Raw genomic sequence first — 22,834 nt, forward strand, 5'->3', positions numbered from 1 at the left:
ATCAGAGCGCAGCAGGCTCGTTGATAGCGAACAGGCTGCGTAGATAGGCATTGAGGAACAGACCCTCAGGATCAAGCGAGGCCCGTATCCGCTGAAAATCGTGCCAGCGCGGATAGAGTCGCGCCAGGCTCTCGGCATCCTGCGTATGTAGTTTGCCCCAGTGAGGGCGCCCCTGGTAGCGCTTAAAGATCTCCTCAATCTGCTGAAAATACTCGCGATAGGGCATGCCTTTATACATATGCACCGCCACATATGCGGATGTGCGCTGGTAGGCAGGACTCAGCCAGATATCGTCGGCCTGCACGAAGCGGCACTCCACTGGAAAATGCACCCGCGTGTGGTGGGTTGCGATGCTCTGCTTGATCTCCTGCAGCACCGCTGGGAAGTGCTCGGCTGGAATGTTATACTCCATCTCCTGAAAGCGTACCGCGCGCGGCGTGGCGAAGAGTCGGTGACTATAGTCCACCTCATCCACGCTGGCGATGCCCTGGGCCGACAGCTTGCTGACTGCCGGAGTCCACGCTGGACGCAGGCGACATGTCTCCGAGAGCAGCCAGTACAGCCCGTTCTCCAGCACCACTTTATTGAATTGCCCCCATAGATTGTTGCCGCTGGCCTTATCCCGCGTCTCATTCAAGAACTTGGCCTGCACCCACTCTGTATGCGGCATCCAGAAGAACTCAAAGTGGTCGTTGTTATTCTTATAGTCGTCAAGATTATCCAGGCACACGTCCAGGTGTTCGCGGTAGCTCTTGAAGCGCAGGCGGGTGGCCGGGACCACGCGTAGCTTGACGCGAGCGATCACACCCAGCAGGCCTAGCGAGACCTGGGCGGCCTTGAAGATCTCCGCGTTATGCTCGGTGGAGCAGACCAGGACCTCGCCGCTGGCAGTGACCAAGGTTAGCTCCTCAACCTGCGTGGACAGGTTGCCGAAGCGGACGCCGGTACCATGCGTGCCGGTACTGATGGCGCCCGCGATGCTCTGTACATCGATGTCCCCGAGATTTTCCTGTGCCACGCCATGGGCCAGCAGGGCATCACCCAACTCCTTCAGGCGCGTGCCACCCAGCACCGTGGCCGTCCCCGCCTCTACATCAACCTCCTCGATGCCCTGCAGATTATCGAGGGAGATCAGGATATCGTCGGTCTCGACCAGCGGGGTAAACGAGTGACCAGCCCCCACCACGCGCACATGGCGTCCTGTACTCTGGTAGTGGTGGATCAGGCGAGCTAGTTCCGCGATGTCGGATGGCTGGACCACTTGTTGCAGGCTGGCACGGACAGAGCCGGACCAGTTGTGCCAGTGGAGTGTCTGTTCTGTGGCCATTGGAGTCTCCTCGCATCAAATAAAATGTAGATACAGGCTTTAAATAGATGAAAATAGATATTACAGGAAGCACTGACCGTCGCCACGATAGGTGGTGACCTCATCGACTACTGTGCCGTGAGAGATGAGCAGCAGAGAGTTAAAGCGTTCGCAGAGCTCGCCGGCCTTGCTATGACGCAGCAGGATCGGATCGCCTGGTTGGAGTTTCTCTGGTCCGGTGTAGTGGATGGGGGTCTGCACCTCTCCGGCGCCCTCCAACGGTTCCAGGAGTGCCCCGGTTGGTAGATAGGGCTGTGGCAATCTATCGCGTCCCACGGCGCCCGAGGCGATATAGCCGCCGCCCAGACAGGTATAGATGCTGGGCGTGGGTTGGCGCACGATCTCAATGGCGAAGCCGGCCGCCGGCTGATAGCGGAAGTCGCGATAATTATCGAATAAAGCAGGTGCGTAGAAGCCGGAGCCGACCGTGATCTCGGTGACGGCCTCCTCTGCGCGGGTGGTATGGACGCTGCCGGTGCCGCCACCATTCACAAAGCGTAACGGCGGCAGGTTATAGCTCTGAATGATGGCGAGAGCAGCGGATCGGCGCGCGGCAGCCTCGCGGATCGAGCGTCCCTTCAGATAGCGTACCAGCGCGTTTTTGGTCGCGCTTTTGGGATAGTTATCGCCAAGACCCGCCACCTGGGCCTCATAGCCCATGATGCCATCCAGCAGTACGTGTGATGCGGCCGCGATGCTTTCCAGCACCGGTCGCATCTGTTCCGCCGTGCGCAGCGGACTGCGCCATACGCCCACATGCAGTCGGGGCAGGTGCAAGGCCATATCCAGGTCCAGGCAGACCGGGATCGTTACCTCGTGTTGGCTGGCGACCCGCTCGATCTGGGTGATATGCGCAACGCTATCGATCATCAGCGTGATGCGCGTCCCGGCCTTGATCGCGGCGGCCACCGCCGCGATATCCTGCTCGTGCCAGGTGGGATAGCCTAGTAACAGATCATCGAAGCCCTGGGATGCCAGGTAGACCGCCTCGCGGGCCGTAAAACACATGATGACCTGGAAGCAGGGATCGGCCGCCATGATGCGCCTGAGCACCCACACGCTGCGCACCGATTTCGAGGCCACGCGGATACGTTTACCGCCAGATCGTTCTGCCACGGCCCGGATATTCTGGTCCAGCAGATCCAGATCCAGGTAGGCCAGCGGTAGCGTCCGACCTGCCAGTATTTTCTTATAGTATTGATAGCCACGCGGCTCCTGTGTTTGTGCCGGAGAGGATGCGAGGGGATCGGTGGATATGCTCATATGGCGTAGCTCCTTTAGATGCTATGATGGTTGCCCGTCGGAATGTAGCGCCAATAAGGTGACCGATATAATAAGATGCTCCAGGTCGCGCCGGGCCCTGGCCGTATCGCGATCGCTGATAAATTGCAAGATCAGGCCATCGATGCCGGCCACCACGAAGCGTGCCAGTTCGGCCGTCGTGATTACGCAGGTCTGCCCCGTGTCCTGTATACCCTTTTCAAATAGCTCCTCGACGACCGCGCAGTAGCCATCATACTGCTGGCGGGCCAGCCAGGCCGACTCAGGATGGCGCAGGGCATAGAGCGTTAGCTCATACTGGATGATCTGTTGCTCAGGATGAGACTCGACATGGGACCAGAAGGCCCGCAGACCATGCCCGATGGCTTCGGGCAGTGTGCGACCATCGAAGCCGACCGAGCCTACGATCTCGCCGGTCTGCTGCATCAGTGTCTGCAGCACAGCGAACAGCAGTTCATCCTTGCTTCCGAAATAGTAGCGCAGCATCGCCTGATTGACCTGCGCCTCGGCCGCGATCTTGCGCGTCGTCGTCTCCGCGATGCCATCGCGCGCCAGCACGCGCATCGCCGCCTCGATAATACCCCCACGCCGCGTGCTGACCGGCTCCAGCTTGACCAAAATGATCCCTTTCTCCACAGAAAAAATTATTCAATCGATTGAATAAATAGTAACCACTAAAAAAGGATAAGTCAAGAGAAATCTGTGCGAGGTGCGCCTCTTATAGAAGGTATATTGAGAAAAGGTATGTAACCATAGCTAATCTGCTGATATTTCCTCATTTGTGGTTGAATATTTGCTTAATCGATACGTTTCTATTAGAATAAAAAGCCTTAATAGCTTTTATTCTAAGCTCTCTGTCGAATTAGACGTTTGCAGAGAAAAAGAGGATTTCATATGTCTGAAGAGCCTGCTCAGGATAATAATCCAGCAGCGAATTCCCCGCAGCCAGATGAGAAGCCCGATGCTGCATATTATCCCATATCTGATGGATCAATGCCCTATCGTGAATATTCCCCACTGCCAAGTGGACAAGCTTATCCTGGGAATAGCTATCCTTCACCTCCCAACTCTTACCATAATTATCCGCCACCAAACGGACAACCGTATCCAGGATATGGCTATCCCCCATCGCCAAACGGACAGCCGTATCCAGGATATGGCTATCCGCCGCCTGCTTATCCTTACTATGGCTATCCGCCACCGCCAAACGGACAGCCTTATCCCCCCAGGCCTAATAATCGTCAGCCATTGCCTTTGGGTGAGGCGATCAAGCAGCTCCCCAAACAGTATCTGAGAGTTTTGACGAGGCCGAGCGTCGCTACCTTTGCCGAGGAGAAGCAGAAGGCGGCCTGGAATATTATCTGGGTGCAGGTTGCTTTCATCGCTATTATTGGAGCGTTGATCAGCTTTGCGACCTATGCTTTCGTGCTCCCGACGTTTTTATCATTGTTCAATCCACCAAAGATCGGCACAACCAGCTTTGTGGATATATATAAAGGAATGGCTCTGCAGGGCAGTTTGACCGCGCTCTTTTCAACGCCCATCTCTTTGTTCATTTCCTGGACAATCTACTACTTTATCGCCAAACTATTCAAGGGGCGGGGAGAATTCATCGAGTACATTTATAGTTCCTTGCTCTTCTATGTTCCGATCCAGATTATCAGTGGATTGCTGATGCTGATTCCATTTGTGGGTCTCTTTTTAAGTTTCGCGGTCAGCATCTATACGTATGTTCTGATGATTTTGATGACCATGGCCGTTCACCGCTTAAGCGGGGGAAGGGCTACCCTGGCAGTCCTTATTCTACCAATTATCGCATTCGTTCTGGGAATTATAGGTGGTGCTCTGCTTATAGCTATGTTTATCGCTCTTGCTTCTAGTGCGGCACACTAATTTAAGATTATTCAAATAGAAAAGAGTTTTCCCTATTGCATTTATAGGGAAAACTCTTAATTTCAGGTCTGCCAGGACAGAGAATCAAAAAATTCACAGCGGTATTGAGTTGCTTGGGAGATATAAGTTGAAGAATAAATCTGACGAAAGAGGATACCTCCGCTCTTATCGAGGCGTCATTGCAGCTTATGTGTGCATGATAATTGTTGGGGCTCATGACATTTTTGATGCGGCTATGTCTGGTAAAGCTTCATCATCTTTATGGTTTTTTATTATGGTGTGGGCTTTAGGTAGTTTGGCTTTGCTATTGACGGTCAAAAAAGAGATAGCCAGGAGGCGTGCAGCATGGCGTGAAATGAATCAGACTCAAATGAATAGACCTGGATATTTTGATGTTGCAGGAAGATCAAATGATTAAGCCCGATAAAATGGGTTATGCACAGCTCTGCTTCGGACTTTTTTTAGCTGTGCTATTTCTGGCCTGGGTTTTTTCTCTTCAACTCCAATCTTTTTTGACCGGCCCTAAAGCCATAGGCAATTGGGTTATGATTGTGCTGTATACCATTGTGACTATAAATGCCATCTTTTTCTTGAAAGTCTGTTTCGTGGGCTGGCGTAATAACTGGCACAAAATCGAGCAAGCAAGGTTGAATGCACAGCAATGTCCGCTCTATGAACCACAGCCACAGCCAGCATCGCGACCATTGACGACTCTGGCATTAAAAAAACGGCCTCGGATAGTCGATATCGCCTTAAGAGTAAGCATGGTTTTTTTCGGCATAGGTGCATTGCCGGCTATACTTTTGATTAGAGACAATGTTTATGCCCATCCGCCATTGGGGTCAACCCCTGTTAGTATCCTGTTGATGGTTGGTGTTGGCATTGCAGCTTTTTCGTTTCTGATAACGATTATTGTGGCCGGCCTGACAATGCTAGATGGCTCTGTTGAGATTGTAGCTGGTGAGCATGATTTGCTGGTACGAACCGGCTGTGTGAGGCGGCGTGTGTCCTGGCGACAGGTTAGCCTGTTCGCAGTTGGAGCGTTTTTTATGCAAATGGATGCGCTACACATAGACACGCTGCAATGGGTCGAGCTGTCAAGCGCCACGGTGATTGTGCGCTGGCCCAATGAACGGGCTCCGAGCAAACGGGTTTTCCGTTATTTCATGTGTGATACCTCTGATGGAAAGCGTGGTTATCGGCGTGTAAGCAAGGACGAGTATCAGGTAGCCTCGGACTATTTGAATAGCTACATCGCGCAAAAGACTGGCTTGCTGTTGCGCGACGTGCGGTGTATAACTTAATTCTGTTTGCGGATAGCTGTGAAAGTAGAATATATTGGTATGCTCAGGGTGAGGGCCGACCACCTTGCCAAACTGGGCTATGGACAACGTCAGCCTTGCAAAAAACTTCCGTTGGCTTTATAATGAGTGTGTACTCAGTCATTATTCGATTGGTAGGAGTGTATGGCAAGACCCAAAAGTCCAGAGAAACGCAATGCTATCCTTGCGGCGGCAATTCAGCTGATCGCCGAGCAAGGTTTGAGTGTCTCTACCTCTAAAATCGCTAAAGTAGCCGGAGTCTCAGAAGGATCACTATTCACCTACTTTGAGACCAAGGAGGCGCTACTCAATGAATTGTATTTGGAATTGAAGTCCGAAGTGCGAGCAAATATGCTTGACACCTATCCCGCCCAGGCAAGCTTAGAGGCTCGTGCTCGTTATATTTGGGACATGTATGTCAGATTCGGCATTGCCCATCCTGATAAATACAAAGTCATAACCCAATTGAGCGTTTCGGATTCTATCCAGGAGCAGACCAGGCGCCTGAGTATGGAAGGATACGAAGCTCTTCATGCAATAGTCCAGGAACTGTTTGCCTATGGCGCTCTCAAGGATCAGCCCTATGCATTTGGCACAGCCTTACTCCTCTCTCTCATGAATATGACAATTGAGTTTATCGCGCACCATCCTTCAGAGGCCGACCGCTTTTGGGATGCTGGCTTTACCGCTTTCTGGAACGCGGTGACCGGGCCTTAAAAATTTTCCCGTTAAATGAGTATGTAGGCACTCATTTAACTACTCGTATTTCCTTTCAAGAGGTTATCATGACAGTGCCCAATTCACTTATCACAACCCGATTCAACGCTACAAGCACCGCTGAGGATGTCGTGGCTGGTCTCGACCTTACCAATGTCCGTGCTATCGTCACCGGTGCCTCGTCTGGCATTGGCCTGGAGACCGCTCGCGCACTCGCCGGTGCGGGCGCGGAAGTTACCCTCGCAGTCCGCAATATCGCCGCTGGCACGAAGGCCGCTGAGGACATTGTGAAGTCTACCAGGAATGAGCGTGTGCACGTCACCGCTCTGGATCTCTCTAATCAAGCCTCAGTAGCCAGCTTTGTCCAGAACTGGAATGGGCCACTGCATCTACTGATCAACAATGCAGGGACCCTTCCGAGCACGCTGTCCCGAACTACGGAGGGCTGGGAACTGCAGTTCGCCACCAATTACCTTGGGCACTTCACCCTGAGCCTCGGATTGCATGACGCCCTCGCCATTGGCGCCCGCGAACGTGGCGAAGCACGCATCGTCTCAGTCAGTTCCACAGCACATATGAGATCACCGGTCGTGTTCGACGACATCCACTTTGAGCGACGCGAATACGACCCACAGGCGGCCTACGCGCAGTCCAAGACCGCCGACTCGTTATTCGCGGTCGAAGCTACGCGCCGCTGGGCCGCTGACAACATCGTCGCCAACGCTGTTAATCCTGGCGGTGTCTCCACCGGGCTGCAAAGAGACTTCACACAGAAGCAAAAAGATTACCTGGCAGAAGCCGAAGCCTCGGGAGTATTCGTCTACAAGACTGCCGAGCAAGGCGCCGCTACTACCCTCGTCGCGGCAGTTGCTCCCGAATTCGCACACACCGGCGGGCACTATCTTACCGATGGTCAGGAGGCCCATACGGTACCCAATGATGCCGACTTGTTCAAAAATAGCGACGGCGTTAAGCAGTGGGCGATTGACGCGGACACCGCACAGAGATTGTGGACGGTCTCGCTCGAACCCATCGCCCAGGCCACCGTGTAAGGCGAATCAAATCCATGGTGTGGGAGGATACGTGTCCATATCGAGGTAGGTCCAGGATACGTGTGAAAACGACAGCTTTGCCCCGCACATCGCGCGAAAGACTGGTTAGCTGCTGCGTGATGTGCGGGCTGTCGTCTAGCTTTTAGAAGTCATTGGGCCATTGTGATAAGTATCATTCTTGTAGCTTCTTTATGAAGCGGAGGGTCTGGTCCCCAACACGGCGATGTGCTTGAACTGACGAGAGATAGGACCTGGCCTGGATGATACTGCTGTAAACCCGACGCTTTTCATCGGTGTAAACACTTGTTCTTCGATGAATGTTTGATCGTAGTAGTCTCGCTCCTCGTCCGTTTTCCCATGCGCGAACGTGAAAATAAGCGTACCTCCTGGTTTGAGAACGCGGAACATTTCTGTGAGGATCGTGTGGGGTTCTTCTGACCACCAATAAAAGGTATGAATGCTGATTACTTTGTCAAAGTAGTGTTCTGCAAAAGGGAGTCGCGTGGCCTCTCCTTGCTGGAGCGTGACCCGTCCAGCTTTGACGGCGCGCGCATTGCGCTCCTGGGCACGTTTGACCATCGTGGCAGAGAGATCAATGCCATACACGGAGCCATGCGTTGCTTTTTGCTCTAATAGTTGAATGGCTTTGCCTGCTCCAAAGCCAAACTCTAGCACACGATCGGTCGGCTGTACATTGGCTATTGAGACGGTCCAGGCTGTCTCTTTCTCATGCTGGCGCACCATCAATTCACCCACAAAGCGTCCTATCACTCCCTGTGGGCAGCCGTAGTGTTTGTTCAGAACGGGTTCGAAGATACGGTTAATCTGGCTCATAAGTTCCTCATTTCTTCTCGTGAAGCTCTTCTTAGCGTACCAGTCCCTTCTCGGTAAAACAAGCACATAGAGGCTATATCCAGTATTAAGATTTTTTATGGCAAAGGTGGAGAATATTTTTGACCTGTTCAATTGTTCTATCCATCATAAGCATCTCCCATAGTTGTCAGAGGCTGTAGCATAGGCGCTCGTATTCACATTGAGGGAGGGCGTGTGTGTACAATAAGAGAAACGCGTGGGCGATATAGAGCGTGATTGCTCTGTGATCCATCCATTCCAATGTGTGATTTAAGATTCCAGAAAGCCTTTATGGCGCTGGGCTGATTCTTGTTATTTGTAAGCGGGAGTTGCTGATGAATGAAATGAGCGCCGAGTCTCTGGTAAGCATACTGGCTCTGGTAGGCGTGGTCATTATTATAGCTGCCCTCCTCTCTGGAGTGATTGAGAAGAGTGGCTTTCCCCAGGTCGCGGCCTTTCTGGCCCTGGGGGCGGCATTGGGTCCGGTTGGCCTGAACGTGCTGCATATTACGATCGATTCTCCTAGCATCCGTATTGTATCAACTTTGAGCCTGGTCCTGGTCTTATTTACCGATGCTATCGCGTTGGATTTTTCTGAGATCAAGAAATCCGGCCCCCTGGTCTTGCTTGTGCTCGGACCGGGCACGCTGCTTTCGGCCTTCCTGGTAGGGATAGCGGGCTGGGGACTGCTGGGACTGGCGCCAGCGGCTGCGGCGCTGGTGGGGGCGGCGCTGGCATCAACCGACCCCGTGTTATTACGTGGACTGCTGCGCCGCGAAGGGATCCCCGCAACCGCGCGTCTGGTGCTGCGCCTGGAGAGCGGCCTGAACGATATAGTCCTGCTGCCGATCGTGCTGGTGGCGATGGTCTTCTTAGATCCTAAGACCTCCGCCACGCCGTCTGAGTGGGCGAAGCTGGCGCTCGATCTGCTGATTCTGGGTCCCGGTGCGGGTATTCTGGTGGGCGTTATTGGTGTGGCCACACTGGATCTGATTCGCAGGCGCGTCAGCATTCGGCGCGATTACGAGTCGATCTTCTCGCTGGGGATCGCCTTTACCGCCTACGCGGCGGCGGAAGCCGTGCATGGCAGTGGCTTTCTGGCTGCCTTCGCCGCTGGCCTGACCATCTCGTTGCTCGATGTCGAGCTCTGCGATTGTTTTCTTGAGTACGGTGAGACTACGGCGGAGATGACCTTGCTCTTCACGTTTGTGCTCTTCGGTAGCTCGCTGATCTGGAGCGGCCTGGGGCAGATCAACGGCATGCTTATTCTATTCGCGCTGCTTGCCCTGCTGGTGCGCCCGGTGGCCTTCCTGATCTCCCTGGCGCGCGTGAAGCTGGCACTGCGCGATCGCCTGCTCATCTCCTGGTTCGGACCGCGCGGGCTCAGCTCGCTGTTGCTAATCCTGCTGCCGGTCTTCGCAGGCCTGCCGGGTTCGCAGGCGCTGTTCCCGATCTGCGCGCTGGTCGTACTCTTCTCCGTAGTCGTGCATGGGAGCGCTCCTATGTTCCTGTTGGCGCGGAAGAAGAAGCGCGGTGGACCTCCACATCCGACTGCGAACAGACCCGACAACGAGCCGGAAGAGGCTCCCCGTGGTGAAGGTGACCATGACAGGCAGCCGGTGGAGGCGCAGCCGCATGGCAGCGATCAGGGCGGTGAACCGAAGGAGGCTAGTCCACGACGGCGGCCCATCGCGGTCCCTCTGCTATCGCCGCCTGCGCCGATGGAGGAGCAGCGAGATGGTACTGGCAGTGTCCAGACGAAGGTAGCCCAGACGGTGAAGACGAGCGGGCCGCAGTCCTCGATCCGCATCTCGGTTGATGAGCTGCTTGATCTCTGGCGCAGGAAAGAGCCGGTCTTCATCCTGGATGTGCGCAAGCTGCGTCCCTATGGCGCGAGCGACGAGCAGGCGAAGGGCGCCATCCGCATCTCGCCTGAAAAGGCGGTGACAGACGCTACGGAGCTAGGACTGCCCCGCGACAGCTGGCTCATCGGCTACTGCACCTGACGGAACGAAGAGACAAGCGCCCGTGTGGCGCAAGAACTGAGACGAGCCGGCTGGCCGCGTACCTATGCCCTCACCGGAGGCTGGGACGCCTGGAAAGAAGCCGGGTTGCCAATCGAGCCAAAACCGTCTGAATAACCAAGCAAGGTGTACGATCACAGCACAGCTGGATCGTACGCCTTATTTTTTAGTGGGTGTGATCTCCAGCCAGAGTTGCGTAGGCAAATGTCAGCATGCGCTCATGCTGGGCGATTAGAGAGCAAAAAGCTGCTTATCATGTTAACGGCCGCCGCCGATTTCAAGGATGGCACCGGTGGTGTAGGAGGCGGCGGGTGAGAGCAGCCAGAGGACACCGGCGGCGACCTCGTCGGGTGTGCCCGCTCGCTGCATGGGGATGGTCGGGCTCATTCGCTGGGGGCGGTCGGGGTCGCCGTTGGTGGCGTGCAGATCGGTTTCGATGAGGCCGGGGGCAACGGCGTTGACGCGGATACCCTCACTGGCGACCTCGCGCGCCAGCCCTATGGTAAAGCTGTTGATCGCGCCTTTGGAGGCGGCGTAGTGGACCCATTCGCCGGAGCCGCCGGTGCGCGCCGCGAGTGAGGAGATGTTGACGATAGAGCCACCCGAGCCACCATGGCGCAAGGACATCCTGCGCACGGCTTCTCGCGAACAGAGGATGGTGCCTGTGACGTTGACCGCGAGCATGCGTGTGATCGCTTCGGCTTGCACATCTTCAACGCGCGCAAAGCCACCAGTGATGCCGGCATTGTTTACCAGTCCCTGTAGCGGACCTAACTCGCGCTCGGCTGTCTCAAACAGGCGCAGAACATCCTCTTCATGCGCCACGTCGGCCTGAATGGGGGTGGCTCGGCCGCCAGCGGCAACGATCTGAGCAACAACTTCGTGGGCTGCTGCCTCTCCATGGGTGAAGTTTACCGCGACGGCGAAGCCAGACGCGCTCACGAGCCTGGCAGTGGCGGCTCCGATGCCACGGCTGGCGCCGGTCACGACGATTGCTCCAGCTTTCTTTTCGTCTTCCTTATTCGCGTGAGGCATAGATATTTCCTTCTATCTTTATCAGGTATAATAGAGTGCTTCGATATGGCTCTCATATTACCATACCCTTTCTATGTTGATGGGTTTACAGCTCTATTCTTCGTGTGTTTTCCTGATGTGCTGATAGAGCTAGCTCAACTGTTGGATGCTAGCGCTGGCGGTTGCTTCGAGAAGGGCGGCATAGTCCATGACGAGGGCTATGCCGCTGTTGCCCGCCGGAAGTAGTTCTGAAGGCTGTAGACGCCGATGCCACGCGCGGTCTGAAGGTGTGGTGCCAGGGACACTACTGTCGTCTGGTTGACTCCATGATCCAGTTCACATCCCAGGTTTTTCCGTCATCCATCGAGAAAAACTGTTGCCAGCGGAAGGAATTTTCAGTGAACTGATCCAATTGAAAGCGAACGAGCACGTGCCTGCCATCGTTTGTGGTGATGAAGCTATCGAAGCGGCCAACTCCATGCTCGAATTTACCAACCAGGGGTTCAAAATCGGGAGCCTGGCGATTGTCGAGCCAGATGAACGACCATTCGCCCGTCTCGGGATTATAGGCCCGCACATTGACGCCCTTGACGATCTGTCCAGAGGGTAAGGTGCCCTCATAATGGTCGACCATCACACGCCCATCGCAATACCGGGTGCCCATACCCGCAACGCCCGTAAATTCTTCCCATTCAGCCTCTTGATTGTCCTCAGGATTTTCATAGAGAGAGCGCACCTTCTTGCGCTTATTGACAACGTTCCAGGTATGTAGAAAGAAATCGAAATCACTTATGTCAGACATGTTTGCCCTCCAATGAATATTATTTTTTGAGTATACAGGTTCAATTGGACATAATCGGCCCTAATTGATTTTTTCTGATAGAGAAGCTCTACATGTGACAGGGCCCACAGCTGTTCTATAGAGTCGATGCCTTGCATAAGATGGAGCGGGCGTGGTACACTTCTGCTAGCTCGTCCAGCTTGCGTGGGCTGGATTGATCAGATGGAAGAGAATGCATGAGCCGATCTGAATTGTGTTGTGACAATCGCATACGCCTGACAGCAGTTCAGCAGCAGCAGGGAAACCAGCTCCGTTGGAGGTGTGGTTCGCTGCGCATGCTCTTCATTTCCTGATCGTTAGAGAGTACAAAGAAGCAGATAGAAAAGAAGCCGCCAGACCTCCCGCGCAGGTCTGGCGGCTTCTTTTTGTGTGTATGAGAGCGGGTCGTTCCTGATTTAAGGAGTGGAGATGGATTTCAGTTTTCTGTTGCGTGGCCTGTTGATTGGCCTATCGGTTGCCGCTGTGGTGGGGCCGATGAGCGTACTGTGTATGCAACGCACGCTGCACAGGGGATTTCGTTACGGGCTGATCTCGGGATTGGGCGTGGCCAGCGCCGATGGGTTGTATGGTTGTATCGCGGGCTTCGGGCTGACCGTCATTGCCAGTTTCCTGGTACACCAGCAGGGTTGGGTGCGCCTGGTTGGCGGCCTGTTTCTCGTCTATCTTGGCATCAAGACGCTACTCACCAGGCCAGCGGAATGGGCTGCCAGCATCGCTAGCGTCGGTGGCTGGGCGGGGGCCTATCTCTCAACCTTCCTGCTGACCCTGACTAATCCGATGACCATCTTATCCTTTGCCGCCATCTTTGCCGGTCTGGGGGTGGGGAGTGGGAACAGCAATTTTGTGAGCGCCCTGCTCGTTGTCCTGGGCGTCTTCCTTGGTTCAGCACTGTGGTGGCTGTTCCTGACCGGTGGCATCAGTCTGGTGCGAGGACGTTTCAACGCGCGCTGGCTGCTGTGGATCAATCGTCTCTCGGGCCTGGTAATTACCATCTTTGGCGTGGTCGCGCTGATCAGCCTCTATAGGTAGCCGCCAGTTGGCGGGGTGGATTTCTGAAGTAGGGTATGGCCAGCGGCGGCATCTGTTATACTCTATTTCAGAAATGCTGAAAAGAGAAGGAAAGGGTATATGACGCAACAACATCAGGGGGCGCGAGCCTTGCCGGAGCAGTTTGATGCAGTGCTGGAGACGATGGAGTACATTGTGACCTCCTATTTTACGGTTGGCCGGTTGGAGCAGGCGCTGCATACATTGCGGGCCGGTCAGTCGCTACTTGAGCTACCAGAGGTGCCCACGGCCGCCCGCGCGCGGTTCCTGCTGTGCTATGGACGTATGCTGACCCTCAAGACACAATTTGAGAACGCGCCCGAGGATGATGCGATCGAGCTGTTGCAGCAGGCAAGGCGGCTCGCGAAGCAGGCGGACGACCCGCGACTTATCGCCGATGCCGTGGATAGCATCGGCTTCGCCGGCTACACGGCGGCCTCGAACCGGCACGAGGGCGATCCCTCGCTGTTACAGGGATATTTTCAGGAAGCCCTGGAGCGCAGGCGCGATCTGCAGGATCAGCGCGGCATCAGCGAGAGCCTCTTCCATCTGGGCCTGATTGAAGATATTATTGATCAGCCTGAGCAGGCACACGAGTACTACACGCAGTCGCTGCATCTGGCACAACAATACAACTACGCAAGGGAGGCGGCGGAGGCGCTGCGTCATCTTGGATTTCACGCCCAACGAGAGGGCAATCTATCAGAAGCCCAACGCTATTTCAGCGAGTCATTGCGCATGGCCGAGATGTGCGGGATGCAGATGTACCTGCCCTTCGCCCATGTGACCCTGGCCGATGTCTATCTGGAACAGAAAGAGCTAGATCGTGCCAGCGAGCATGCCCGGCAGGCTCTTGAGCTGGCGGGGCGCCTGGATGTCAAAAGGGCCCAGATCTTTGCTCTCTTTAGCAGTGGCAGCATCTGCCAGGCGCGTGGAGAGACGCAGCAGGCCCGTGACTATTATGAGCAGGCCCACGCGCTGGCGCAAACGATCGGACTCGGCTACGCCATTCAGCGTGCCAGCGACGCGCTGCAACATCTTCCAGGCGGTGCGGATAACCAGTTGAGCGCGAATGAGTAGGAGCGATAGATGGAGCTGAGCGAGATAGCGGAAGGTGTCGAGCAGGTTTCACAGCGGTATGCCGAGAGATTCAATATCGAGCGTGACGCTACCTGGTTCGTGCTCAAGCTACAGGAAGAGGTCGGAGAGCTCACCCAATCCTACCTGATGTTGTCAGGAAGAGCACGTACAAAAGGCAAGTCCCCGGAAGAAATTCAAGCCGAGTTCAATGCCGAGGTTGCCGACGTCTTTTGCCAGATACTCTTATTAGCCAGGGCGAGTGGCATCGATCTAGAAAAAGAGGTTTCCGATAAATGGTTGAGCAGGCTTAAAAGCTAGCGATTGAGTGCATATTTGCTCCGCGTCGAAAACGGCGTAAGCGCCGACTGTGAAGTGGGAACATAGTCCTTGTTGCTGGAGATCGGGTGCGCATGAGGTATCCGGCGGTAATAGATAAGCCGCGTGCGCATCCTGCCGGGTCATATCAAAATACGGCTGATATCTATTGTGCTTATCGGGCTGAAATGAGCAATCATCTGTGATTACACCGCAGGTGATGCGCTCTGCGCTCTGGAATGCCAGGCGGTAGCAGGTCCAGTAATCGGTGTAGACGTGGGTGATGTGGTGTTGGGAGAGGGCGGTGATCAGTGCCTCTTCCTGCTGGTGGGCGGCCCGGGCTTGCGGCACCTCGCTCAGTGTCTCGTACGTGCCATAGCTCAGACTGATAATCATGACCAGCACCAGTCCGATGATCAACATGACACGGAGGTCTTTCACCTTATGTATAATCAGGCGTTTAGACACGAAATCCCACAAGGGCCAGAGCAAGATGGGAAGCGCGATCCAGAGGCAGATCAGGTAGCGGGCGTAGACCGAGGCTCCATCGAGAGGAGCATGGCTACGCGTAAACGAATACAGAGTTAACACTGCCTGCAGCGTGATGGCCAGGGCAGTGCAGGAGCGAATGAGACCGTCTGAGAGTGTCTCATCCCCCGCTTTCTTACGCTGTTGTCGGGCGGAAAAATGTCTCCACACCTGGCATCCCAGCAGGATGGTCGCGTACAGCAATAATACCAGGTAGATGCATGACCAGCCTGCCCTGACAACGATACAAGTGGGGTCCATCGACTGTACGGGCTCAAATCCCAGAACCTTCAGACCCGGCAGGTCATCGGTATGGCAGAAAGGATTGCCCGTAATCGCTGGCAGGCTGTACAGTATGGTGTAACTGATCTGTTGCAGCATGGTATTGGCCGACCATGTGGGCGCCCCCTGCATCCCGATCAGGACGGACCAGGAATCCTGGCTCGGTGCCGCGTGCAGGTTATAGAGGATTAGCGGCAGTGCTCCGATGATGAGCCCCAGCAGCACCAGGAGAACATGCCCCCGTTTCAATTCTGCCCAACAAAAGTACAGCAGGAGCAGCGCGGAACACGCAACGACTGGCAAGATCAGCAGATCGCTCCAGATCCCGATCCCAACGATACAGCCCCACAGGAGATATCCCCCCTTTCTCCATATGGTAGAAGCGCTCGATCTAATTATAGAAAGAGCGAGCTGTTGCGCGAGGAGAAAAGAAAGCGTGCTACATAAGAGAATCTCTATGTAGCCTCCAATCGCATTCAACTGTCGCGAGAATACCGTGTTGGAGCCAAGTCCTAACAGCAGGAGGATGAAGAGGGCAAAACGCCGCGTATACAGGCGAGCGGTCAACATATAGAGGCAGGCCAGAAAGATGGCAAATAGCAGGATCAAACCGAGCCGAAGAGAGAAGGTGGAACTACCAAAATAACGGAAGAGTCCGGCGCCAAGGTAGGCCTCAAGTGCTCCCATATAGTGTTGCCCGTAGAAAAAAATGGGGAGATCTCCTGTCTGAATGTGCCGGGCCATAATACCCATCACACCTTCATCTGCATTCAACTGAGGCCAATTGTTGTAGGCGAGAAAGAGACGCAATACGCTGGCGCAGATAATCAGCAGCCCCGCGCACAGCTCAAATTTATAGCCAGCACAAAATTTTTTTACCATTATATTGACCTTTGACACGATAAACAAAGGATATATAGTCAAAAATATGGTATATGAGCAAAACTTGGAAATATTGATGTGAATTGATGTGAATAGCATCAATATTATAAAGAAAAATAGTATGTAATAGCAAGTGCATAAAAATAATACATGTGTTGCGAGCGTGAAGGAAGAATTTTTAATGGGAACGTCAACATTGGGATAGCTGTGAATGAAGCAGCTATCTCTGCCGGATAGCTGTATACTTAAACTGCTCAAATGTTGCCTGACATCAGGGCGAATTGAAAATCTTGCAGGCATTAGGGCTGTGTAAGGCAGCCTGGGAGGCACCAGGAGTCGCATACGGGTGCAGTGTATGCATCTCCTGGAGGCAGAGGTACTGAAAATGCTAAGGGTGATCTGGATGGAGCGGGCTACGTGTGATGGTGTCAAATAGTGCGGAGTCGGGCTGGGTCGCGAGCAACTGAGCGCGGATCGCGGCGGTAATGGGTGTGCCGCTGATATCCAGGGCTCCGAAGAGGACGCCAATGATGGGCTCATAGTAAGCGCGGGTCGGCTGTACATCGGGTGAAGCCTGGCGCACACGCTTAATGATGGCGTCCGCCAGCAGCGGCGAGCTATGGCGCAGTACCCCACCGGCCAGCACCAGGGGATAGGCGCTATGTTCGATGCCCACCTTGCGCGCGCCCACGATGGCGTAATCACCCAGGGCCTGCCCGTGCTGTTGAATCACACGCCGGGCAACAGCGTCTCCAGCATCGGCCTCATCAAAGAGAATCGGCGTCAGGCTATCGATGCGTGGCGCGCCGTGGTTTTTCGCATCGCGGTTGGTCAGATAATGTAGTATCTGCTCAACGCTACCCATGCCAAAGAATTTGAGCACCCGTTCTGTCAGGTTGGTGGGCTCCTCCAGGCCCAGATCCGCCCGCACGACCGTATTTAGCGCCTTTGCCCCTAGCTCGACGCCACCCTGGGGTCCCTGCCAGAAACTGGCGTGCCAGATGGTGCCGTCGGGTCCACGAGCACCGGTTGTGGCGCCGGTACCGCAGACTACCGATACCCCGATATTCTCCAGCGAGCCCGCGTGCAGGATACCGAGCGCATCATTCTGGATCACGATCGTCTGCCCAAAGTGGCGTGCCTGCATCTCGGCATGCAGCAGCTCAAAGTCTTCGGGCCAGTCGGCCCCCGATAGATTAAAGACCGCTGCCACCAGTTCATCTGGTGCTACCTGAGCCTGCTGGAGCGCCTGCTTGACCGCGTGCTCAATGTTGACGATGGCCGCCTGCTCCGATGTCAAGCCACGCGTGCTGGCCCCGAAGCTATTGTAAATATCGCCAAAGCCGCCACGCCCGGCCCCAATTATGGTGCCATCCAGGCTGGCGACCAGCGCAATGGTCTTGGTATTGCCTCCATCAACCCCCAGAATATACGGCATTCGCATTCTCCTATCTTCTCATTCTGTTGGGGTCTCGCCCGGACCTGTTAAATACGGCCAGGCAGCTCGATCGGCGATCACTACCGCGTCAGGCAGCTGCTGCAGGTACGAAGATGGTACCGCCGGAGTCACCGGGCCATTGATCGTCTGCCACAGAATATCGCGTTTGTGGGCTCCCGAAACGAGAAGCAAGACATGGCGGGCGGCCAGCAGATGGCGCATACCGCAGGTCAATGCCTGCGTGGGCACTTCCAGCTCGCCCCAATAGCTGGCATTACTGGCCAGCGAAGTTGGGGTCAGCGCAACCTGCCGTGTTGGCGCGTCCGGCTCGGATGGAGGCTCATTAAAGCCCAGGTGCCCGTTGGGACCCAGGCCGAGGATAGCCAGGTCGAAGCCGCCAGCCGCCTCAACCTCACGGTCATAGCTGGCGCAAGCGTCCGCGCTGTCCGCACCGTCTCCTCGTAAACGCACTAAGCGTTCTAAGGGCAGCTGGAGAGGATCAAGAAAGGCGCGTTTACTCCAGCTGAAGAGGGAGCGGGGATCGCTTTCCGGCACATGCAGGTACTCATCGAGCTGGAAGGGACGCAGCCGCGATACATCCAGTTGCCCCTGTCGTACAAGGCGCGCCAGTTCCTGGTAGGCCTGTTGTGGGGTATTGCCGGTGGCCACCACTGCGGCCGTCGTCGGATTGGCCTGGATCTGCGCCGCCATCAACTGGGCGGCGGTCCGACTCATCTCGGCATGATCATCTGTCACAATCAGTCGCATTGGTCAGAGAGCCTCCTTACTGTAAAAGGCGGTCAGGGAGATAGGCGCGCAGGGCGTGCGCCATCTCGTCATAAATAGCGGTCGCCTTCTGTGTCGATAAGACCAGGGGATTGCTGGCCAGGGCCTGAATCGCCTGCTTGCGATTCCCGCTCCATGCCGCCTCGGCTGCCAGCGCCTGGTATTCGCCCAGCATCTCGACCAGTCCCCGCACCTGGCGGGGCAGGTGTCCCTGGACCAGGGGCGTAATCCCGCTTTGATCCACGAAGCCCGGCATCTCAACCACCAGATCGGACGGAAAATCGGCCAGCGCGCCCCGATTGGGCATATTGACGTACCAGATCTCCTTGCGATCGTTATAGATCGCATCCATGACATCGATAGCCAGTTCCAATTCGTGAATGCCGCCGCGTGAACGCTGAGGGTCCAACTCGGGCTCATCGCTCTGAGCCTGCTCGCGATAATGCTGCCAGTAATCTCCTACCTGAGCCATGATATCCTGGGAGCGCGTGGTCGGTTTTTTTGTAGCTCGGCCAGAATCTCATCCTTGAAATAGTAATACTGGAAATATTCATTGGGGAGCGACTCCATGGTGCAGGCCAGTTCCACCAGGCGCAGCGTCGCGTGTGAGACGCTCGGATCTGTACGCATACGTTCATATGCTGCCTGTAGAATTGGAATAAAGTCCTGCCCCTCATACTGATGACGAATCGACCAGGAACCATGATTTAAGCCGATCGATACCGCATCCAGCTTCTGTGGATCCACGCCTGCCAGGCGTGCGTAGTGTTCATTAAAAATAATGGGGCCTTCACAGAAAGAATAGGTCTCTATCTCTGAATGATGGGTGACGGCCTCGGAGACCAGGTTAATGGGATTGGTATAGTTGAACAGGCGTGCGCGCGGGCAGATCTCCTCCATGTCGCGGATGATCTCTTTCATGACATGAATGGTGCGCAGCGCCATGAAGAAGCCGCCCGGCCCCTGTGTCTCCTGTCCGATGACCCCGTGTTTGAGAGGGATACTCTCATCGAGATAGCGGGCCTCGAAGCCACCGGGACGGTAGCTGCTCAGGACCGCGTCGCAGTCCTGCAGACCCGCGCGCCGATCGGTTGTGGCCGTAATCTTGATATCTAATCCCCGTGCCCGGGCCATATTCTGGGCGATCGTCTTGACGATCTGCAGGCGCTCCTCGTCCAGGTCGATCAGAACGACCTCAGAGCCCACAAAATTTTCGCCCTGGTGAATAAATGAAGCCATCGTACCGGCTCCGCGTGTACTGCCGCCACCGATGTAGGCTAGCTTAATACGTGCCACGTTTTTGTCTCCTCGCTGTTCTCTATCTGTAATACTGAATCAGACTGATGGATGTTAGAGCCTGCTCTGCTGACCCTGGATCACGCTCAACGGATAGCGTTGAGGATGGAACAGACCCAGCGAGACCTCAAGAGGAAGCTGCTGATCATTATAGGTAATCTGATCAACCGTCAGCACTACTCCTGGTCGTGGTAGGGCCAGGAGGTCCGCCTCTTGCTCGGTCGCCAGGCGCGCGCTGATCGTCATGCGTCCCTGTGTTAGTTGATACCCATACTGCTCCCGCAATAGGCTATAGAGTGAAGCTGTACTAAAGTCATTGTTCAGGATTTCACGACACAGCGAATGCGGCAGCCAGTTGGATTGGATGCCTACCGGTTGTCCATCCAGGTAGCGCAGGCGTTCCAGTTCGACTATCTCGGTGCCAGGAGGTACTTGTAGCTGATGGGCCAGAGACGCTGGCGCCGGAATCACATGAGCTTTTAGCACGCGGCTATTGGGGACCTGTTTGTGCGCGTGGGCAACCTCTGAAAAGCTGAGCAGCGCCGCGAACTCGTTTGGTTGCTCCTGCTTACTGGCGACAAAGAATCCCTTGCCGGGAACACTATAAAGGTACCCGCGCAAGACCAGGTCATTTAAAGCCTGGCGGACCGTAATCCGGCTCACTTCCCATTGCTTCATCATCTCGCGCTCAGAAGACAGACGGCTGTGAGCTGCCAGCGTACCCGCTGTAATTTCATGCACGATGTATTGCTCTATCTGCTGATAGAGCGGCGTTGCAGACTGTCGTGAAATCATGGCGCTCTGCCTCCACTGCTCCTATTATAGCTGGTCATAACCAGTTGTCTGCCTACCATATCCTGATTAAGGCGCGCTGTCAAGGGGGGATGGCGGGAAATAGTGAGTATTGACGTGTGAGTAGATTATGCGGTGGTATGCTCCCCAGGTACCGCGCTGATTGGTAGCTCGATACGAACTTCGCAGCCGCCGCAGGCATGGTTCTGGATCATGATGGTACCCCTCAACTTCTCGATCAGCAGCTTACTGGTATAGAGGCCGAGCCCGGTTTCCTTATGTCTTTTTTGCCCCTGGCTTTGATAGAATTTCTCAAATACATGCGGAAGATCCTCCTGCGCGATACCGCTGCCGCTATCCCTCAGGACGAGTGAGAGCTGATCGCGTGTTTGCCGGCCGGTCAGGCGGATTGTGCCGTGCGCGGATGTGTGGTGGAGCGCGTTTTCAAAGAGGTTATCGAGCACCTGTTCAAGGCGATTGAAGTCAACAACGACGGGGGGATCTTGATTGCCCGTTGGCTGGTATCCATATGTGAACGTGATTTCATGGATAGAGGCATGCAGTGCATACACCTGGGATTTGTGGGCGAGTTCCTCCGCGAGCTGTACCTGGACTGGCTGGATCGTAAAATGGGCATCTTCCAATGCGGAGATCAGCAGGATGTCATTGAGCAGGTGGGTCATGTGCTGGCTGTTGGCTTCCAGCACCGGCAGATAGCGTTGCAGGCGCTGCAGGCGCTTCTCTATGCTATCTGCGCGTGCCAGACTCTCGATATGGCCCTGAATAATAGTAACCGGGGTGCGCAGATCATGCGAGAGGGCCGCCACCATCGTGCGCGTCTCTTCCTGCTTGCGCCACTCGCGCTCTAAAGAGGCCTGCAAGGCGTCGCGCAGCTCATTGAAAGCGTAGCAGAGATCTCCTAGCTGATTGGGCGCCCGATAGCGAATCGAGAAATTCAAATCCTGCTGGCAGATCTTCTCTACGGCCGCCATCAGCTCTTCAACCGGCTGGCTAATCTTGCGCTCAATGCGTCGGGTAAAGAACAGGCACGCGCCCAATAAGATGATAAAAGGCAGCGCAATGAGCGCCAGCATAACGAGATATTGCAGGAACCGATTATGGGTAAAGATCGACGTATACTGAACACCCAGGGCGATCAAGAGGATGCCCAGCACCTCAAGCGCGGCGGTGATCAGAAAAGTGATGGTTAAAACGCCCAGGAAATAGCCGATAAACAGGTGCCTGAAGCCAGAGCGTCGCGAACGGCTCACGCATTTTGTCATACCGATGTGTTGAGTTTCCATTTGTATCCTACTCCCCATACCGTACCGATATACTCTGTGTGCGGATCACACTGGGCCAGCTTTCTGCGCAGGCGCTTGATATGCTCTGTGACGGTATCAGTATTGCCCAGGGCGTCCAGGCCCCAGATGCGCTCATAGAGGAGGTCGCGTGAAAACACCTGATGTGGATGCAGGATCAGCAACTGCATCAGTTCAAACTCCTTGCGCGTCAGCGGCAGCGGCGTTCCCGCATAGCGCGCCTCGTAGGCGCCCAGATCGAGGACCAGTTGTCCATAGCGTAGCAGCCTGGTGGTTTGCGCCTTTTGCTGGTTGCGGCGCTGCCGGCGCAGATGCGCCTCGACGCGCGCGACCAGTTCCTGCATGCTGAACGGCTTCATCACATAATCATCGGCTCCAGCGCTGAATCCCTGGAGCTTATCTACATCGCTTTGTTTGGCACTGAGAAAGAGTATCGGGATGTCCCATTCCTCGCGCAACTGTCGGCAGACCGTGAAGCCATCGCTACCAGGTAGCATAACATCGAGTATAATCAGGTCTGGCGTATAGGCGCGGGCCAGTTGTAGGGCTTGCTTACCATCGCAGGCAGCATAAACGCGATAGCCTTCGTCTTCCAGGACATCCTGCACAAATTGAATGATCTCATCTTCATCATCGATCACAAGGATCGTGCCACCTGTCGCTCTTTGAGGAACCGCCACCATCTTAAACCTTTCTAATGGCCC

At 55.1% G+C, this 22,834-nt stretch carries 24 protein-coding genes; 10 read left to right on the plus strand and 14 right to left on the minus strand.

Going from position 1 to position 22,834, the window contains the following annotated elements; all coding sequences use genetic code 11:
- Position 1: 1 nt before the first annotated feature.
- From AABA21_RS11840 to AABA21_RS11850, 3 genes are read right to left on the minus strand one after another with little or no spacing between them, the layout of a single operon-like run.
- A complete protein-coding gene (locus AABA21_RS11840; RefSeq protein WP_338250101.1) occupies positions 2-1,327 on the minus strand; it encodes a D-arabinono-1,4-lactone oxidase in 1,326 nt (441 codons plus the stop codon).
- Between the two features lie 60 nt (positions 1,328-1,387).
- Positions 1,388-2,629, minus strand: a complete 1,242-nt coding sequence (locus tag AABA21_RS11845) for an amino acid deaminase/aldolase (RefSeq protein WP_338250103.1) — start codon at positions 2,627-2,629, stop codon at positions 1,388-1,390.
- A gap of 21 nt (positions 2,630-2,650) precedes the next feature.
- The gene (locus AABA21_RS11850; RefSeq protein ID WP_338250105.1) at positions 2,651-3,265 is read right to left on the minus strand and encodes a TetR/AcrR family transcriptional regulator; all 615 of its coding nucleotides are present in this window, start codon (positions 3,263-3,265) and stop codon (positions 2,651-2,653) included.
- A 276-nt stretch (positions 3,266-3,541) separates the two neighbouring features.
- Between AABA21_RS11850 and AABA21_RS11855 the strand changes: the two genes are divergently transcribed.
- The 5 genes from AABA21_RS11855 to AABA21_RS11875 all read left to right on the plus strand — a co-directional run bounded on the left by AABA21_RS11855 (position 3,542) and on the right by AABA21_RS11875 (position 7,631).
- Positions 3,542-4,540 carry a YIP1 family protein gene (locus tag AABA21_RS11855; RefSeq protein WP_338250107.1) on the plus strand — a complete coding sequence of 333 codons (999 nt, stop codon included), beginning with the start codon at positions 3,542-3,544 and terminating at the stop codon, positions 4,538-4,540.
- A gap of 127 nt (positions 4,541-4,667) precedes the next feature.
- Positions 4,668-4,958 carry a hypothetical protein gene (locus tag AABA21_RS11860; protein ID WP_338250108.1) on the plus strand — a complete coding sequence of 97 codons (291 nt, stop codon included), beginning with the start codon at positions 4,668-4,670 and terminating at the stop codon, positions 4,956-4,958.
- Complete coding sequence (locus AABA21_RS11865) at positions 4,933-5,844, plus strand: hypothetical protein (RefSeq protein WP_338250110.1); 912 nt, start codon at positions 4,933-4,935, stop codon at positions 5,842-5,844. The genes AABA21_RS11860 and AABA21_RS11865 overlap by 26 nt, the downstream gene beginning before the upstream one ends.
- 162 nt (positions 5,845-6,006) lie before the next feature.
- Entirely contained in the window at positions 6,007-6,579 is a 573-nt protein-coding gene (locus tag AABA21_RS11870) for a TetR/AcrR family transcriptional regulator (protein WP_338250112.1), read from the plus strand.
- Between the two features lie 68 nt (positions 6,580-6,647).
- Positions 6,648-7,631, plus strand: a complete 984-nt coding sequence (locus AABA21_RS11875; RefSeq protein WP_338250114.1) for an SDR family NAD(P)-dependent oxidoreductase — start codon at positions 6,648-6,650, stop codon at positions 7,629-7,631.
- 189 nt (positions 7,632-7,820) lie between these two features.
- Here the strand turns inward: AABA21_RS11875 and AABA21_RS11880 are convergent, their stop codons facing one another.
- A complete protein-coding gene (locus tag AABA21_RS11880) occupies positions 7,821-8,465 on the minus strand; it encodes a class I SAM-dependent methyltransferase (RefSeq protein ID WP_338250115.1) in 645 nt (214 codons plus the stop codon).
- Positions 8,466-8,818: 353 nt separating this feature from the next.
- On the opposite strand from AABA21_RS11880, the gene AABA21_RS11885 reads away from it, so the two are divergent.
- Together AABA21_RS11885 and AABA21_RS39345 are read left to right on the plus strand one after the other, a co-directional pair.
- Positions 8,819-10,489: a cation:proton antiporter domain-containing protein gene (locus tag AABA21_RS11885; RefSeq protein ID WP_338250117.1), complete on the plus strand. Its 1,671-nt coding sequence runs from the start codon at positions 8,819-8,821 to the stop codon at positions 10,487-10,489.
- Positions 10,490-10,513: 24 nt separating this feature from the next.
- The gene (locus tag AABA21_RS39345; protein ID WP_420917108.1) at positions 10,514-10,624 is read left to right on the plus strand and encodes a rhodanese-like domain-containing protein; all 111 of its coding nucleotides are present in this window, start codon (positions 10,514-10,516) and stop codon (positions 10,622-10,624) included.
- A gap of 141 nt (positions 10,625-10,765) precedes the next feature.
- Here AABA21_RS39345 and AABA21_RS11890 read toward each other — a convergent pair whose 3' ends face one another.
- Positions 10,766-11,542, minus strand: a complete 777-nt coding sequence (locus AABA21_RS11890) for an SDR family oxidoreductase (RefSeq protein WP_338250119.1) — start codon at positions 11,540-11,542, stop codon at positions 10,766-10,768.
- 283 nt (positions 11,543-11,825) lie between these two features.
- Positions 11,826-12,323, minus strand: a complete 498-nt coding sequence (locus AABA21_RS11895) for a DUF1579 domain-containing protein (RefSeq protein WP_338250121.1) — start codon at positions 12,321-12,323, stop codon at positions 11,826-11,828.
- A 447-nt stretch (positions 12,324-12,770) separates the two neighbouring features.
- On the opposite strand from AABA21_RS11895, the gene AABA21_RS11900 reads away from it, so the two are divergent.
- From AABA21_RS11900 to AABA21_RS11910, 3 genes are all read left to right on the plus strand, one after another.
- Positions 12,771-13,391, plus strand: coding sequence for a LysE family translocator (locus tag AABA21_RS11900; RefSeq protein ID WP_338250122.1), 621 nt, complete (start codon positions 12,771-12,773; stop codon positions 13,389-13,391).
- A 99-nt stretch (positions 13,392-13,490) separates the two neighbouring features.
- Positions 13,491-14,489: a tetratricopeptide repeat protein gene (locus tag AABA21_RS11905; RefSeq protein WP_338250124.1), complete on the plus strand. Its 999-nt coding sequence runs from the start codon at positions 13,491-13,493 to the stop codon at positions 14,487-14,489.
- Between the two features lie 9 nt (positions 14,490-14,498).
- Positions 14,499-14,807, plus strand: a complete 309-nt coding sequence (locus AABA21_RS11910; protein WP_338250127.1) for a nucleoside triphosphate pyrophosphohydrolase family protein — start codon at positions 14,499-14,501, stop codon at positions 14,805-14,807.
- Here AABA21_RS11910 and AABA21_RS11915 read toward each other — a convergent pair.
- From AABA21_RS11915 to AABA21_RS11950, 8 genes are all read right to left on the minus strand, one after another.
- Positions 14,760-16,496 carry an ArnT family glycosyltransferase gene (locus AABA21_RS11915; protein ID WP_338250129.1) on the minus strand — a complete coding sequence of 579 codons (1,737 nt, stop codon included), beginning with the start codon at positions 16,494-16,496 and terminating at the stop codon, positions 14,760-14,762. The genes AABA21_RS11910 and AABA21_RS11915 overlap by 48 nt on opposite strands.
- Before the next feature lie 388 nt (positions 16,497-16,884).
- Positions 16,885-17,934 (minus strand): N-acetylglucosamine kinase, encoded by a 1,050-nt coding sequence (locus AABA21_RS11920; protein ID WP_338250132.1) that lies wholly within the window; start codon positions 17,932-17,934, stop codon positions 16,885-16,887.
- Between the two features lie 18 nt (positions 17,935-17,952).
- Entirely contained in the window at positions 17,953-18,702 is a 750-nt protein-coding gene (locus AABA21_RS11925; protein WP_338250135.1) for a 6-phosphogluconolactonase, read from the minus strand.
- Positions 18,703-18,718: 16 nt separating this feature from the next.
- The gene (locus AABA21_RS11930) at positions 18,719-19,192 is read right to left on the minus strand and encodes a family 4 glycosyl hydrolase (protein WP_338250137.1); all 474 of its coding nucleotides are present in this window, start codon (positions 19,190-19,192) and stop codon (positions 18,719-18,721) included.
- The gene (locus tag AABA21_RS11935) at positions 19,180-20,016 is read right to left on the minus strand and encodes a family 4 glycosyl hydrolase (RefSeq protein WP_338250139.1); all 837 of its coding nucleotides are present in this window, start codon (positions 20,014-20,016) and stop codon (positions 19,180-19,182) included. The genes AABA21_RS11930 and AABA21_RS11935 overlap by 13 nt, the downstream gene beginning before the upstream one ends.
- A 54-nt stretch (positions 20,017-20,070) precedes the next feature.
- Positions 20,071-20,811, minus strand: a complete 741-nt coding sequence (locus tag AABA21_RS11940) for a GntR family transcriptional regulator (RefSeq protein ID WP_338250141.1) — start codon at positions 20,809-20,811, stop codon at positions 20,071-20,073.
- Positions 20,812-20,936: 125 nt separating this feature from the next.
- Positions 20,937-22,112: a HAMP domain-containing sensor histidine kinase gene (locus tag AABA21_RS11945; protein WP_338250143.1), complete on the minus strand. Its 1,176-nt coding sequence runs from the start codon at positions 22,110-22,112 to the stop codon at positions 20,937-20,939.
- A complete protein-coding gene (locus AABA21_RS11950; RefSeq protein WP_338250145.1) occupies positions 22,088-22,813 on the minus strand; it encodes a response regulator transcription factor in 726 nt (241 codons plus the stop codon). The genes AABA21_RS11945 and AABA21_RS11950 overlap by 25 nt, the downstream gene beginning before the upstream one ends.
- Positions 22,814-22,834 lie beyond the last annotated feature (21 nt).

The organism is Dictyobacter halimunensis, from assembly GCF_036245075.1.

Excerpts from the sequence above, each read along its gene's own strand:
- AABA21_RS11840 (WP_338250101.1), bottom strand. The coding sequence starts at position 1,327 with ATGGCCACAGAACAGACACTCCACTGGCACAACTGGTCCGGCTCTGTC.
- AABA21_RS11845 (WP_338250103.1), bottom strand. The coding sequence starts at position 2,629 with ATGAGCATATCCACCGATCCCCTCGCATCCTCTCCGGCACAAACACAG.
- AABA21_RS11855 (WP_338250107.1), top strand. The coding sequence starts at position 3,542 with ATGTCTGAAGAGCCTGCTCAGGATAATAATCCAGCAGCGAATTCCCCG.
- AABA21_RS11865 (WP_338250110.1), top strand. The coding sequence starts at position 4,933 with ATGTTGCAGGAAGATCAAATGATTAAGCCCGATAAAATGGGTTATGCA.
- AABA21_RS11870 (WP_338250112.1), top strand. The coding sequence starts at position 6,007 with ATGGCAAGACCCAAAAGTCCAGAGAAACGCAATGCTATCCTTGCGGCG.
- AABA21_RS11875 (WP_338250114.1), top strand. The coding sequence starts at position 6,648 with ATGACAGTGCCCAATTCACTTATCACAACCCGATTCAACGCTACAAGC.
- AABA21_RS11880 (WP_338250115.1), bottom strand. The coding sequence starts at position 8,465 with ATGAGCCAGATTAACCGTATCTTCGAACCCGTTCTGAACAAACACTAC.
- AABA21_RS11885 (WP_338250117.1), top strand. The coding sequence starts at position 8,819 with ATGAATGAAATGAGCGCCGAGTCTCTGGTAAGCATACTGGCTCTGGTA.
- AABA21_RS11890 (WP_338250119.1), bottom strand. The coding sequence starts at position 11,542 with ATGCCTCACGCGAATAAGGAAGACGAAAAGAAAGCTGGAGCAATCGTC.
- AABA21_RS11895 (WP_338250121.1), bottom strand. The coding sequence starts at position 12,323 with ATGTCTGACATAAGTGATTTCGATTTCTTTCTACATACCTGGAACGTT.
- AABA21_RS11900 (WP_338250122.1), top strand. The coding sequence starts at position 12,771 with ATGGATTTCAGTTTTCTGTTGCGTGGCCTGTTGATTGGCCTATCGGTT.
- AABA21_RS11905 (WP_338250124.1), top strand. The coding sequence starts at position 13,491 with ATGACGCAACAACATCAGGGGGCGCGAGCCTTGCCGGAGCAGTTTGAT.
- AABA21_RS11910 (WP_338250127.1), top strand. The coding sequence starts at position 14,499 with ATGGAGCTGAGCGAGATAGCGGAAGGTGTCGAGCAGGTTTCACAGCGG.
- AABA21_RS11915 (WP_338250129.1), bottom strand. The coding sequence starts at position 16,496 with ATGGTAAAAAAATTTTGTGCTGGCTATAAATTTGAGCTGTGCGCGGGG.
- AABA21_RS11920 (WP_338250132.1), bottom strand. The coding sequence starts at position 17,934 with ATGCCGTATATTCTGGGGGTTGATGGAGGCAATACCAAGACCATTGCG.
- AABA21_RS11925 (WP_338250135.1), bottom strand. The coding sequence starts at position 18,702 with ATGCGACTGATTGTGACAGATGATCATGCCGAGATGAGTCGGACCGCC.
- AABA21_RS11930 (WP_338250137.1), bottom strand. The coding sequence starts at position 19,192 with ATGGCTCAGGTAGGAGATTACTGGCAGCATTATCGCGAGCAGGCTCAG.
- AABA21_RS11940 (WP_338250141.1), bottom strand. The coding sequence starts at position 20,811 with ATGATTTCACGACAGTCTGCAACGCCGCTCTATCAGCAGATAGAGCAA.
- AABA21_RS11945 (WP_338250143.1), bottom strand. The coding sequence starts at position 22,112 with ATGGAAACTCAACACATCGGTATGACAAAATGCGTGAGCCGTTCGCGA.
- AABA21_RS11950 (WP_338250145.1), bottom strand. The coding sequence starts at position 22,813 with ATGGTGGCGGTTCCTCAAAGAGCGACAGGTGGCACGATCCTTGTGATC.